This is a genomic window from Paenibacillus sp. sgz302114 (genome assembly GCF_056120345.1).
Map to the genome: position 1 here is coordinate 95,449 of NZ_JBVYOI010000008.1, position 15,072 is coordinate 110,520.

Annotated in this window: 7 protein-coding genes; all 7 read right to left on the bottom strand. The window is 46.4% G+C overall.

Annotation, left to right across the window (positions count from 1 at the left end):
- Positions 1-83: 83 nt before the first annotated feature.
- Positions 84-1,286, bottom strand: coding sequence for a methionine adenosyltransferase (gene metK / locus AC0LWF_RS19765; protein ID WP_474653257.1), 1,203 nt, complete (start codon positions 1,284-1,286; stop codon positions 84-86).
- A 221-nt stretch (positions 1,287-1,507) separates the two neighbouring features.
- Complete coding sequence (locus tag AC0LWF_RS19770; RefSeq protein ID WP_474653258.1) at positions 1,508-1,783, bottom strand: alpha/beta-type small acid-soluble spore protein; 276 nt, start codon at positions 1,781-1,783, stop codon at positions 1,508-1,510.
- Between the two features lie 91 nt (positions 1,784-1,874).
- Positions 1,875-2,429, bottom strand: coding sequence for a hypothetical protein (locus AC0LWF_RS19775; RefSeq protein WP_474653259.1), 555 nt, complete (start codon positions 2,427-2,429; stop codon positions 1,875-1,877).
- A 21-nt stretch (positions 2,430-2,450) separates the two neighbouring features.
- Positions 2,451-5,741: a hypothetical protein gene (locus AC0LWF_RS19780; protein ID WP_474653260.1), complete on the bottom strand. Its 3,291-nt coding sequence runs from the start codon at positions 5,739-5,741 to the stop codon at positions 2,451-2,453.
- Positions 5,742-5,870: 129 nt separating this feature from the next.
- On the bottom strand, positions 5,871-9,005 hold the full coding sequence (locus tag AC0LWF_RS19785) for an S-layer homology domain-containing protein (protein WP_474653261.1): 3,135 nt from the start codon (positions 9,003-9,005) through the stop codon (positions 5,871-5,873).
- Between the two features lie 505 nt (positions 9,006-9,510).
- A complete protein-coding gene (locus AC0LWF_RS19790) occupies positions 9,511-13,626 on the bottom strand; it encodes an S-layer homology domain-containing protein (protein WP_474653262.1) in 4,116 nt (1,371 codons plus the stop codon).
- A 159-nt stretch (positions 13,627-13,785) separates the two neighbouring features.
- On the bottom strand, positions 13,786-14,919 hold the full coding sequence (locus AC0LWF_RS19795) for a glycosyltransferase family 4 protein (protein ID WP_474653263.1): 1,134 nt from the start codon (positions 14,917-14,919) through the stop codon (positions 13,786-13,788).
- Positions 14,920-15,072 lie beyond the last annotated feature (153 nt).

Genomic DNA, 15,072 nt, shown 5'->3' on the forward strand with positions numbered 1-15,072 from the left:
GGTTCGAAATGAAGACGTATGAGTCAAAATTCGCATGAAAAAACCGCCTCTGCAAGCAGAGACGGTTTATCGTAACGATATAATTAGCGCAGTGCGTCAGCCTTCAGTTTTTCCGCTCTGTCAACGCGTTCCCATGGAACATCGATGTCTGTGCGGCCGAAGTGACCGTAAGCAGCTGTTTTGCTATAAATTGGGCGACGCAGATCAAGCATCTTGATGATGCCTGCAGGACGAAGATCGAAGTTATTCTTGATCACTTCAACAAGCACTTCTTCGTCTACGTTGCCCGTGCCATAAGTGTCAACGTTGATGGAAACCGGGTTAGCTACGCCAATCGCGTAAGCAAGTTGGATTTCACATTTGTCAGCAAGGCCTGCTGCAACGATGTTCTTCGCCACATAACGTGCTGCATACGCTGCAGAACGGTCAACTTTAGTTGGATCCTTACCGGAGAAAGCACCGCCGCCGTGACGAGCGTAACCGCCATACGTATCAACGATGATTTTACGGCCGGTCAGACCAGCGTCACCTTGCGGTCCGCCGATTACGAAACGGCCAGTTGGGTTGATGAAGTATTTCGTCTCTTCATCCAGCCACTCTGTAGGAACAACTGGCGCGATAACGTGCTTACGGATGTCCGCTTGGATTTGCTCAAGCGTAATTTCTTCCGCGTGCTGTGTCGAAACAACGATTGCATCGACGCGTACCGGCTTGCCGTCTACGTATTCAATAGTTACTTGAGTCTTACCGTCCGGACGGAGGTAATCCAAAGTGCCATTCTTGCGAACTTCCGCCAATTGACGCGAAATGCGGTGCGCAAGAGCGATTGGCAGCGGCATAAGCTCAGGTGTTTCGTTCGATGCGAAACCGAACATCAAGCCTTGGTCGCCTGCACCGATATCTTCGTTCTCTTGGCGAACGTCTACGCCATCACGGGATTCAAGCGCTGCGTTGACGCCTTGCGCGATATCCGCGGATTGCTCGTTCAGGGATGTAAGAACCGCACATGTGCTGGAGTCAAAGCCGTATTTGGCACGAGTATAACCAATTTCCTTGATTGTACGGCGAACGATCGATGGAATATCGACATAATCCGCTTTCGTGCTGATTTCACCAATAACGAGTACCAAGCCTGTTGCAACGGATACTTCACATGCTACGCGCGCGTAAGGATCTACCTCAAGAAAGGCATCCAATACCGCGTCAGAAATTTGGTCACATATCTTATCTGGGTGGCCTTCAGTAACCGACTCCGATGTGAACAAGTGACGTCCTTTAAGTGACATCTAATACCAACCTCCTACTGCTTCTAAATTGTTAAGTATGATGCATATAATGCACAATTTGCTGGGACTCTATAAGAAATCGTCTGTCCCATACGGGATCTAACGCTGAACGTTTCGATTCCAAAAAATGAACCTTTTCCAATTGGAAAAGGTCTCATTAATAACTCTCTAAAGTATGATACCGAAACTGTCGCTTTGTGTCAATGGATACGCGCCATGCTTTACAAACCTTTAAGCACGCGCTCGGCTTCCGCTACCAGACGCCTTGTCATACTGCCGCCAATCGAGCCGACATCTCTCGTGGCCATTTGCTCCCAGTTTACATGACCGCTGGCGCTCGATCCACCCGTACCACCTAATTCAGAAGCAAACTCCGTATCCCCAGAACCAGCTGCGTACCCGCCTGCTATTAAGCCAAGCTCAGCTGCGATCTCATATTTCATTTGGTTCAGCGCCCCAGCACATTCAGGAACAACTTTGCGATTACTTCTGGACATCAGATAAGCACCTCCTAATGGGATGCTTATATTGTGTGCCGGGTCCGTACATTCGAAGCGGATAACATGTTGTCAGTTCGGGTAAAAATAACTATTGCTGCGCTTGAAGCTCATAATCACCGCGAACAAGTACAGTTAACGCGCTTGTCTGCCCAACCTGCGCTGTAACGCCGCGCCCACCGCGGGGAAACAGAATGAGATGGTTGTTCGGTACAGGCTTGCCGTTAGTAATATCCGTACCGTCTGTCAAGTCGGAGATGCCATTGCTGTCTACACTGTAAGCCATCGCTTTACCCGCGCGAACAATAAACTCAGCGCCATCCTTCGCCACGAGTCGCTTCCCAACAGGTACCGAAACAACCTCTACCTTCTGACCGCCTTTATTCTGCTCGAGCTCGGCACGGAATTCGTCGAGCGTCTTCTGCAGCTGCGTATCATCCAGCCCGCCCTGCTGTTTGGCCAGCTCTGCCTTCACGAGGTCGCTTACCTTCTTATCAATGTAGCTCTTCGTTACGACAGGGTCGTTGACAGAGCCAGGGACGACGGTGTCCCCGTCACCCCTAACCTGAGTAGTAACCACGCTGACCACTACTAAACCAATACCCACAACGGAGCTGAGCACGGCCAGTTTTGTTCTCTTTTTCAAACTGCAGTTCACCTCTTAACTTCAGTACCCGCTCGCCATCCGGTTCTGAGTCGCAATCAGCTTCTTATGACCTTGGAACTCATCATAAATATTGAGGGTCGTATCTCGGAAAATAGCACCAAATAGCAACTCATCATCGAATGAAACAGATCCTTGTAGTGTAGTGCCTAGCTTCAAAGCGTTGTCTCCTTCTTCCAGACTAAAGCTTTGTTCGAATTTATTACCTTGGTCAACGAGTTCAAATACCAAATGATGCGTTCCCGCCACTTTCTCATAATCCGTGTTTTTGGCAAGATCGTATTCGAAGTCAAAGTTGATTTTGTGATAATCCGCGAGCGATGCTACAAGCTTGCGAACCGAGATCTTGTAAGGATTGATCATCAAGTTCTCGAAATTCGTCTTCACCGCCGTCTGCTCTAACGGCATCTCGTACTGAACAGCATCTACCATGCCATCAGCCGTACCACCCGATGGTGTAAACTGATTCTGCGTAATGCCCTGGCCAACAACGAGCTGCGCACCCGTTAAATCATAATCCTCAGGGAAGCTTGCGTAAGCCATTACGAGCGAGGTCTTGTTCGGGCTCGCCTTGTCCTTAACGTTCAGGAACTCCGCTTGAACAAAGTTACCGTCCTTCGTCTTGAAATAAGCTTGCAGATTAGCAAGGTTAGAGAACCTCGATTCAGTGCTCGAATAATCAAACTCCGCATACAGCAGCTTCGAATCATTGTCTTCATCCAAGTACGTTCCAACTTGGTCAATCTTCAGAGTAGCTGACCGCCCGACCCCTTTAACACTCATGCTCTCCGTTGATTTCACAACTGGAAGCTGCATTTTATTGCTGCCAATCTGGAATTGGCCGATTGGCGTAGAAGCCTCACCGTTAGCACCTGCTGCTTCAGAGAGTGAGATCGTAATATCACTGGAGGCGAATGTATACGGCACCTTCGTGCTTACAATATACAGTGTGTAATCTCCGCCTGCGATCGCAACAGATTGATCAGTCTTTATGAGCTGGATATCTTTATCATCGACAGTATAACCGTTTAGTTGAATAGATGCTTTGATATTAGGCATAGATTTTGTCGCAAACTGCGGGTTGCGAACAGAGATGACCGCATTAATCATATCTTGATTGCCCCATGCTAATCGCTCTGCGCGAAGAACCGAGAACTCGAATAATCCCTGCTGTGTAACATATTGAATTGTTCGTTCCGTTCCGCTTTGCTGCGATTGAGCAGGAACTTGGAAGAGCGCAGTAACGTAGCCCTTCTTATTCGTGTCGCTTGTCTTGCGAAGAACCAGCTTCAAGCCAGTCATGTTGGCTTTCTCCGGCAATGTGAATTGTAAGTATTGCTCCCGCTCAATACCAGGCGATAGCTCTACATTTGTCGTCGGCGCTTGCTTCGTTGGATAGAGCGCACCGTCGCTTGTCATCAAGAAATAGCTGTAGTTCGGCAGTGTAACTGTCGATTTTCCGCTGTTATTGAAGTTCACATACATGGACAGTACGTGGGTATCGCTGTTCTGATCATAGAATGCATTTTTAATCTGCGTTTTTACAGGCATGCTATCAACAGTCAAATTACCGGCACCGCCTGCTTTGACATATGTGCTCGCTTCAGCTAGTGGTTTCAGGACATAACTCGCAATTGGCGCTTCAAGCTTCGTATCCGGATTCGTGCCGGTTACAACGAGTTGCATGTTCGGATCAACCTTTGTGATTGGCAATGCCCCATATAGTAAAATCTCTTTCGATTCCCCAGGTGCAAGCTGCTCATCCGCTGAAATCTCAGCGCCTAACTTCGTCAAAGTACCACCTGTGCGCTTGATGTAATAATTCAAGTTCGATAGTGGAATACTCTCAGTACTGTAATTGGTCACTCTGTAAATGACGACACCATCAAGCTGTCCGCCGATCAAATTAAAGCGGGAGCGAGCAACGATACTGCTCATTTTCAAGTTACCCAATTTAACAATCTTACCTGTTCCGGCAGGTACAACCGTATTCAGTCCTGTCTGGCCTCCAGATTGAGTAGGAACTTGGAGAAGACCAACCACGTAGCCCTTTTTATTTGTATCGTTCGTTTTACGAACAACAAGCTTGAGGCCATCGCTCTTCACCGATAATGGTAATGAGAATTGCAAGTATTGATCACTCTCAATGCCCGGTGATAGATCGACACTACTAGCCTGTCCTTGTGTTTGTTTGGCTGGGTAGAGCGAACCGCTGCTCGTCATAAGATAGTAGCTATAGTTCGGTAGAGTTACGGAATTCTTGCCTTTGTTATTGAAATTAAGATACATCGACACCGACTGCGTCACATTATCGCGGCTATAGAATACATCGCGGATCTTCGAATCCACTGGTGTACTATCAATAGTTAGCTTCTCTGCAGAACCCGGCTTTACAAAGATAGAGCTTGCGATAACCGGTTTAATAGAATAGGTGGCAACAGGAGTTTCTGTTTTGGCTTCTCCAACGGCCCCTGTTACGACTAGCTGCATGTTCGGGTCCACCTTCGTAATTGGAAGGCTTCCGTAGAGTTGAATATCTTTCGTAGCTCCAGGCGCAAGCTGCTCATCTGGCGAGACATCGACATTTAGCTTGCTGAGGAGACCGCCCGAACGTTTTATGTAGTAGTTCAAATTACCGAGTGCTATATTTTGCGAGCTGTAATTGGTCAAACGATAAACAAGCACACCTTCAAGCTGCCCGCCAATTACGGCAAAGCGTGAGCTTGCTAGTACGCTACTCATCTTCTGACTATTATATTTCACGACTTTAGCTGATCCTGCTGCAATAACGGGGTTATAGCTTGTTGGAACAGAGACTTGTCCGATTGTTCTTGTGTAATCCGGCTGGCTGAAATCCCATTTCACTAGCTTAAATGAGAAGTCAGACAAGCTCAGCTTTGAGTTCACCTTAGCTGTAAAATGATACTCCGTCGTTGTCTTAGCAACAACTTTATTATTCTTAGCATCTGAATCGTTCATCTTAATCGTATATTTCGTTCCACTCTTGGTCCACATCTCGACCCAGTAATCACTGAAATCTAATTCGCTATTAGAATTGTTATACACGGATACCGTAAAGTAAGCCGTCTTATCTGAATCGCCATACAAGAATTGTAGATCCGTAACCTGCGCGTAGCTGCCGCCGCCAAGGCTAAACGACTTAATCGCGCTTGCAGAAGCTGTCGAGCTCGACGATGCTGCAAATACATTAACGGGCTGAAGAATATCTGTCACTGGGATTATTACTGTTGAAGCTATTAGCAGAAAAAGGCCCGTACGCTGAATCAATCGCATCTAATCATCATCCTTTTTGTAGAATCTATTGATATAGACGAATACGGCTGCAAAAAGTTTCATGTAGAAAAAACAGGACCGATTGCTCGGTCCTGTTTTCTGAAGATATTAATTAGTGCTTAGGATAACTTAAGCTTCAACTGCAGTTACTGTGAATTGGACCGTAGCTGTTTTGCCGCTTGCATACTTGTAAGTTACTGTGAACTTATCGCCTGCTTTAGCGCCAGTGATGTTTGCACCAGCTGTTCCGTTGCTCAGTACTTTCAGTTCAGAACCGTCAACTTTTACGAGGTTTGTAATTGTGATAACTGGAGTAGCTACAATTACAACGCCGTATTGGTCTTTAACTTCATCAGTGTTGATGTAGTTTGTTTTCAGATCTGCAGCTGCAAGATCACCGCTTGCGATGAATGCTTTACCGTTAGTTACGTTGTCGCCGTTCAAGCCGATTACAGCAACTTTTGGAGCTTTGTTGGAAACAAGAAGTGTTTTCTCAACAATCGCTGCAGCAGCACCGTTATCATCGTTTACAGTGATAAGAACGTTAACTGTCACATCAGTGTATGCGTTGTTAGCATCTTTGAAGTCAGCGTCAGTGTAACCATCAGCTGTAACATCAGCGATTACATTGTCTGTAACTTCAAGCAGTCCATCTGTTGAAACAGTGTACTTGCTAACTGGAAGAAGAACTTTCGTGCCGTCTTCTTTCACGCCGTATACTGCAACTGTTTTGTCGTGATCTGCATCTACAGCAGTAGTGTCGTTGTACATAGTACCCAGATCGTCAGCTACATAAGATTTAAACTCAGATTGCTCAGCAAGTTTAAATGTAACTGTTTTCGAGCTAGTTGCGATTGCAGTAGGTTCCTCAGCAGTCGACAATGAGAACACAAGTTTCTCAGACGCATTCAAAGTACCTTCTGTTTTAGCTGTAAGTACCAGCTTGTCACCACTAGCACCAAGTACTACTACACCATCTTCGTCTGCATCTGCAGCATCTACTGGGGAAGCAGCAGCAGCGTCAGTTGCTACTACGATAGCGTTGTCGCCGTTGTCAACCCAAGTTTTAACGTCAGCATCAGCAACCGTGCGACCGTATTGATCTTGTACAGCCAGGTTCTCAGCTTTAATTTCAACTTTGCCGCCTCTTGCAAGCGTTGTAGCTACATCGCTATCAACACCAACGATTGTAGTTGGTACTGCAAGATCTTTAACGTTGATCATGATGCTAGAGAAGTTGCCGCCATCAGCTACCAATGAAGTGAGGTAAACTGGTGCATCTGCAGATTCAGTAGCGTTGATGCCATCAGCTGTATAGAACAACTTCGCTGTTCCGTCAGCTTGCTCTTCAAGAGCTAGATGAGCTGCAAATGTAACGCTGTCTACTAGATCATCATATTTAGTGATTGCATTGCCGTATTGGTCAGCAGCTGCGAAAGGAATTTCTACTTTCTCAGTTTCAGCAACAATTTTCTCTGGAGCTGAAATTGTGAAGGATTTAACTGCCGCTTTTGCTTCAGCTGTTACTGTGTATGTCGAAGACTTACCAGTAACTTTAGAGATCAATTGGATCGTTGCTGTACCGCCTTTGTTTACTGCTGTACCAGGAGCCAATTTAAGAGCTTCGTATGTTACATCGTCAACAACTACATCTGTTCCAGCTGTAGTCGGTGCCGCTACATACAAAGGATTGTTTGAAGTAGTAGCCAAGTCATCAAAATCAGGGTTGCCGATTTTGTTGCCATATTGGTCTTTTACTTCATAAAGAAGTACATATTTATCAGCTGCGAATCCAGCTGGCAGGGACTCGATTTTGCTTGTTGCAGTGTTGTATACGCCTTTGAATGTAACTGCGTCAGCTCTGGAAGCCAGACCAATTTCAACTTGTGCATTTACAACAGTACCGCTAGCAGTATGAACACCAGTGATGAATACTTTGTTACCAGGAATGAAATCAACGCCAGCAGAAGCTGTGTTACCGATCGTCAATTTACCATCGCCGGAATCAGCAATTTTACCGCCGGTGGATTGAGTCCAGTTGATACCTTGGTTAGACATTGTCTCACCGTATTGGTTGTCAACTTCGTATTGAACGAATGCAGACTCGTTCGCTTCGTAGTTCACTCCACCAAATGTAGCATCTTCAGCATTCATTGGTGCAGTTGTAGTCAACACTTTAATTTGTGCAACTTTCACGTCTTCAACTGCAACGACTTTAGTTACTGCAGTTTCAGAAAGACCAGCAACCTTAACTGTGTAGTCACCTTTGGAAAGGTTAGACACTGTTTCAACTACTGCAGATTTCTTGTCATCAGCGAAAGTAACTTTATCTACGTTTGTAGATACAGTGCCTTTGCTAAGCGTGATTGCTGCCTTAGTAGTATCAACTGCTTGGTTGAAAGTAACTGTAATCTTCTTAGCGCCAGTTGCTTTAGCATCAACAGTAAGAGCTGCAAGAGTTACTTCAACTTCGTAGGACTTACCGTTGTAATCAACGGATACTTTAGTTGCTTGACCAGCAACAAGTGCAGTGTCAAGAGCTTTCTTAACTACGCCACCATCAGTGAACGTAACTTCGATGTTCTTGGAATCCACAACAACTGCGGATTTAACTGCTACTTGAGTAGCGCCGTAAAGTGTGTAAGCAACGTTTACAAGCTGTTCGCGGATTGCGTTAGCTTTGTAGTTGCTGGATTCTGTAACGAAACCAGCTTTGATTGCTGCTGCTACATAAGCTTTAGCCCATGCAGATACTGCGCCAGCAACAGTTGCGTTCTCATCGATAGCAACTTTAGCGAACAGGTCAGCTACTTTAGCGATTTGTTCGATTGTTACTTTACCGGATGGACCGAATTTGCCGCCGCCAAGACCGTTAAGAAGGCCTGCTTTAGTTGCAGCGCCGATGTAACCAGCTGCCCAGTGAGCTGCAGGAACGTCGGAGTAAGTTGCAGCTGTTGCGTCTGGAGTCAGACCAGCTACCAGTGTAAGTACTTTCGCGAACTCAGCGCGAGTCATTTCTTTGTCAAGACCTGCGGAACCGCCTGGGTAACCGCTAACGATACCTGCTGCTTTAAGTGCGTCAAACTTGCCTTGTGCGTCCAACGCTGGAGCGTTGTCTGCAAATACTGCGGATGCAGATGTAAGTGTCATAGCTGCTGCTACGATAAGGGATAAACTTTTCTTCATAACCTTTTTGTCTCCTCCTCTAAATACCTGTGGTTCTTGAGAGTTTTGTTTAGAATATGTTTTGCTCGTTTGTCTCATTGGCCGATTCACCCCCTTTCACGAGTTGAGCAGAGTTCGTATAATAATGTCTGCAAGTGCGCCCTTGTAGGAACTTGTCGCAGAAACTTGTAAACTGATGAATAGAAGAAAATTTTGGTAGAGTCTAAACACCACTTTAACATTATACAATGGGTGTTTTCTAGCGTAAAGAGCTATTTCATAATTAGTTCCAAAAGCTCTTATCTTGCTAGAAGCGCTTCCGTTGTGCAACGTTCATGTATTTAAACGCATGAGTTTCGGAAAAGTTGCGCAGTCTTTGAAAAAAGTTTTTAATTTTTCCCGGCAACGTTACGATCCCGAATCTTTCGTTATGTATCATGAACTAGGACAACTCGTCTACCACGCCTCTTATTATAGACCGAATGTCCTAGATTCGTCACCAGAGAACATTTGCCATGTAAAGATAACTCTAGCAATCCATAGAAGCACTTGTAAGAACAAGAAGACTGCTCGGGAATTTCCCGAGCAGCCTGATGTCACCATATTAGTTCAGTTTAGGCAGACGCTTCAGATCTGCTAGTACTTTACCTAGAATAATAGCTGCATCGGAGCGCAGAAGACTCGATTGCGGCTCAAACGCAAAGCCCTTCTTAGGGTCCTTGGAATCAAGAGGGGATCCTTGAATGTAAGCCTTCTTGGCAATTGCCGAAACAGCTGCTCTAGCATAGTAATCGACTTCGCCATAATCCTTGAACTGCTTCTCTAGCGCTTTATTGATCTTATTCGCGTCCGTATCAAGCTTCGAGTCGAGTGCTCTTGCAAGAATAACTGCCGCTTCTTGGCGTGATAAGTTATCGGATGGTGCGAATGTGCGCGGCTGTTTCCCTCGAATAATGCCCTCTCGAGCCGCCGTTTCTACGTAACGATAATCCCATAGCGCATCCGGATTCGTAACGGACGCCACATCATCGAAGTGGGACTTGCCCAGCTCATAGTTGAGCGGTACATCGAGCGCCTTAACTAGCATCCGTGCAAACTCTCCACGGGAAACGTAGATGTTCGCACCGAACTCGTCAAGACCGGCCGAATTCATAATTCCTTTTGCGTACATGGCTTCCATGTAGTTACGTGCATATGGGTGATCGCTCACATCGTTAAATCCATATACCATCTTCGCAACAACATAGTAACCAAACTGATTGAACGGAACTGTAACTGTATTCTTCTTGTTATCGACAACGCCGCCGAGGTTCTCCCAGTACTTGTTCTTCACGTCATAACGATAAACGGTAACAATCGTACCAACAGAGTCTCGCATACTTGGATCAAAGGACAGCGTCAGCGAACCAATCTTAGATGTAATAAGCTCACGATCGTCCGGGCGCTCGTCATAAGTAGGAAGCTTCGTTCCATTTGTGCCAATCGCACCAGGGAACTGATAAGGATCCACGCCCATCGTTTGCGGATCATATTTGTCAGCCGAGCTCATGTCATCTGCCAGACCAGCATCAATCCAATAAACCGGGCTTGCTTTGGTGAAACGAGTCGGGAACGAGAATTTGAAGCGTGTACCGAAGCTCTCCAGAATTCTGTCGAAGTTGCTTGGCAAGGTTTCGAATTCATGACGATCCACGACTCCATCTTCACCGTTAGCAATGGCGAACAACAGCTTATGTCCAGTATAGATCTGATTCTTAAACTTATCAGGCACGTTGAAATCTCTGCGAGTTAGCGTTGTGCCTTTCGGGAACGTGAGTGACAACGCATTGTCAAACACTTTATGCGAATTCTTCATTAGCTGCATCAGCTCTGCCCCAGGAATATTCGTCGGGGAATACGTGATATTGAAGTAATCTGTTGTCTTATCATTCTTGCTCTGAATCGTGAAGCTAATCTTGTTAACACCAGGCTTCAGACCTTCTACGGTCGCACGGAACGCATCGTAATCACCGCCGCCGCTGTTATCAGCGTCATACTTGATCTTCTCCGCTGTTACTTTGTTAATGACAACCGATTCCGCACTTGGAGCCTTAATGACAACTTCAACAAAGTTTTTGTTTATGATACTTTTCGAAGGCAGCAACGGACGAATGATATCGTACGGCAATGCTGTCGGGTCAACTTCCAACCGGTAGCTAGCACGCGGACCAGCCAACCCGCTGTTGTATACGTAGAAATTGTATACGCTCGAACTGCCATTCGGAAGCAGAGCCTGCGTTGGCAACAAGAACGAGAATGTCTGCGTATTGACATCGTAACTTACTGATACTTTACCGTCTGCCTCCGAATCCTCACCTATATCTACTGGAGCCACATCAGGTTTCGTGCTGTCATAGATATGGAGCTTGTTTGTCAGATTCCAATAAATCGCGTCTTTTGGATTGATGGTGCTTTCGATCTTGAGAATGTAATTGGCTCTCAGGTCGTGGTCGATTAAATCTACCGCAGTTGCAGCGGCATCCACTTCCGTACCCAAATCAAGAAAGTCAAACGTACCAAAAACCTTCATCTGCGATTTCTTCGTCGTATAAATACTGCCTTCAAGCGGGAAAGCAGGATCATCCGCGATAGGCGTCAAACTATCCACACTGAACGGGAACACTCCCAAAGTCGAATCCTCAGCAGGAATTTCCGGCAGATTCGTCGGGTTCAAGTAAATCTTAATGGTCTTCTCGTAAGAGCTCTTCGTTCCCCGATAAACAAACCGAATCGTATTCTCGCCAGACATGAGTGCATCGAAGACGCTCTGGCTGTATTGTGCAGAGTTAGCATCAGCCGGAATAAAGTCTGCTGCCGTGCCTCCATTAACATCCGCTTCACTGTTCTGCATCAACGTAATCGGAGTATTGTTCACGTATAGGAAAATCGTCTGCGGCTGTCCTTGTGTCAAGTTATCATAGTGTATATCCGACAGGTTGCTAATGTTCTCAATATGGCCTGCCAAGTTGCTCAGTTTATCGAGTACGATCGCATTCTCGCGACCGCTAGCCGTCGTATCGTCCTCGATTTTCATGTTATCGTATGCGGATGTGTAGCTTACATATGGGCCAAACAGTAGCGTTGGGGTTGCTTTTGTAATGGTAGTACCGCCGTCCAATGAAAAGGACATCGTTTGCGTGCCTTCAAACGGCATCTTGGTTACTTCATAAACGAGACGCGTAAATGAGGTCAACACACCGTCAATGTACTTTTCTTCGGTTGTTACTGTGGTTGGCAGAGGAGCCCATTGGAAGCCATTGGTTAGATCATCGGCAGATTTTCCATTAACATCCGTAATATCCATCAGTGCAGGCGTTATGCCCTGATCATTGCCAATCAAAAATTCGATAGCAAATGGCATCGTGTACAAGCTCTTGCCATTCAATTCAACGCCTTCAATGTTATCGTAGTCGGTACCAGGCTTATAGCCGGGTAGGTAGTTGACTTGATAGATGTAAGGCGAGTTTCCGTCAAGTACATCGAATCTGAAGCTCGCTCCTTCTATTACATCCGAATTCGACAAGTAAGTCTTTTCTTCATTCTTTGCCGAGAACGTAAGTTTGTACTTGGCAAAGTCTAACGGATGCGCCAGTGTATTCTCATCAAGTGCGAACTCATAAGTAAAGAATGGTGCAGTCGGATCAGCTACGCCTACCAGCGTGCCTACAACACTGACACTGTCACCAATTACATCCGGAGTAGCAGGATCAGCATCCAGATTCTCCAGCTTGAATGTGATAGGAAGCGGATCATCAGGTTTCGGATGCGGCTCAATCGTTCCATTCACTTCATACCGTTTGTTCGGCACAATTACCTTACCGGTGAAAACTACCGATGACGTCGATGCGTTCTTGCCTTTCAGAAACTTCGGGCTTTTCTCAAGTGCGCTCACGTTCGCGTCTTGTCCAATGGTGACATCATAGAATGTAACATCACCGTTGTAGAAAGCAATTTCGCGCGTTGTTTCAATCGTTTGGTTCTGGTTCGAAACCTTAATCGTTACGAGGTTCTTCCCTTTCTGCAACGTAATCGGGGAAGCGGCGAAGGAATTATTATTCGTGCTGTTAACCGCATAGGTACGACTCTTATCATTAACAATTACCGTAACTTGGCTGGCGTTAGGCGCGTTACCGGTAATGCTGATGTCAGCCGATGAGCGGCCGCGGGAATATTGCGACTCTACCACCGTCGTCCCTGATTCCTTAATGGGAAAGTTGTTCCCATCCAGGCTTGCTGTCAAGTTGTAGAAAAGCGGACCGTTCCGATAATCAATATAAATCGAGCTGGATACGATACTGCCACCCTGGATACCGGTGAACGTAATCCGGTTAATTCCTGGGAACAGCTGCAAGTTATAAATCTGAATGCTGTTGCCGTTCACATACAGATTACTTGTGAGATTCTCACGTCTGTTAGTGATATCTTCCAGATTGGGGTCCAGATTGCCTTTCGTAATCTGATAGACACCATACGTTATCGAAGTCGGATTAACCCCATTGATGGAGCCGGTTAAATTAATCCGTTCGTCGGAAGTTGTACGCGGGTGAAGGGGATCATAACTTGCATCAGGAAATACGAAGCTTCCAGCTGGTGCTGCGGTTACTTTCGAAGTGCCGAGCGATGGAATCAGCTGGAGGAATAGTGCGAGCATCATTAGTATTATGCCTAGTTTCTTACTCACGGTAAGCCTCCTCCAAAATGTGAACTGTTTCAGTCATTTCTGTACCTTAGTTATCGGTCGGAAGCAGAAGAAAGTTTAGGCTATTACACGCGAGGAAACAGATGGAAACAAAAAAAGCCTTGGCTCCGACTGGAACCAAGGCTTAACGCATATCTGATATTATTTCGAACGAGATTGCTCTGTGCGAAGAATAATCCGCTGCAAGAAGTGAATAACCGGACGACGGGACTTGTCGACGATACCGATCAGCTCTGCGCCGATCTGGAGTACGAAGACTAGCACGAGGATAACACCGAACGTCACCCAGTTCGCTGCGTCAGACCGTACGACAGTCGACTGCAGAATCGCGCAAATACCGAAGATCGAAGCAATTCCGTAAATGATCAGAACTGTGCGGCGGTGGCTGAAGCCAAGTTCACGCAGACAGTGATGCAGATGACCCTTGTCCGGCGCGAAGATTGGTTTCTTGTTGACCCAGCGGCGTACGATTGCGAAGAACGTATCGGACAGCGGTACACCAATGATTAGTAGCGGCGTGACGAAGGAAACCATTGTCACCTGCTTGAAGCCAAGCATCGAAAGTGTTGCTAGGGCAAACCCAAGGAACAGTGAGCCCGTATCGCCCATGAAGATCTTGGCTGGATGGAAGTTATACACCAGGAAGCCAATGACTCCGCCAAGCAGAAGCGTACAGAGCAGAATAACGGGTGCAAAGCCCAATATTGCAGCCATAACGAGAATTGTGCCGATTGCAATACCGGAAACACCTGCGGCAAGACCGTCCAAGCCGTCAATCAGGTTAATTGCATTCGTTACGCCGACGATCCAGAGAATCGTAAGCGGGATGCTGATCCATGCCCCAACCGGCTGCATGGCTTCCCCGAACGGGATGTTAACGAGGTCGATCTTAACGCCGAAGCCAAAAACGACTACGCAAGCTGCAATGATTTGACCGAGCAGCTTTACTTTCGCAGAGAGCTCGAAACGGTCATCGAGTGCGCCGATAACGACGATAATCGAACCGCCAGCCAGCAATGCGTTGATTAGTTTAAGATCGTAGCTGCGCAAGAGACCTTCCGGAATGAAAGGCTGCAGCGCAAAGTATGCTCCAATAAACGCGCCATATATGCCTAGTCCGCCAAGTCGCGGCATAATTCTTGTATGAACTTTACGATGATTCGGCTTGTCAATTGCCCCAATCTTGTTCGCGAGTTTGATCACGAACGGGGTAAGTACAAGTGCAAGACACAGTGAAATGATAAATCCGATTGTATACAGAACGACCTGACTCATCTCCATCTCCCTTTCATAGCTATCGCCGGATTGAATTATACGCTCTTTGAAAAAGAAACACCATCCCCATTTTCAAGCAGTTTTCAGGAAAATTTCGCCCTTTTCGGCTGCTTGGCCGTGGTTTTCCGACATTTTCTTTCTCTCACAGCACTT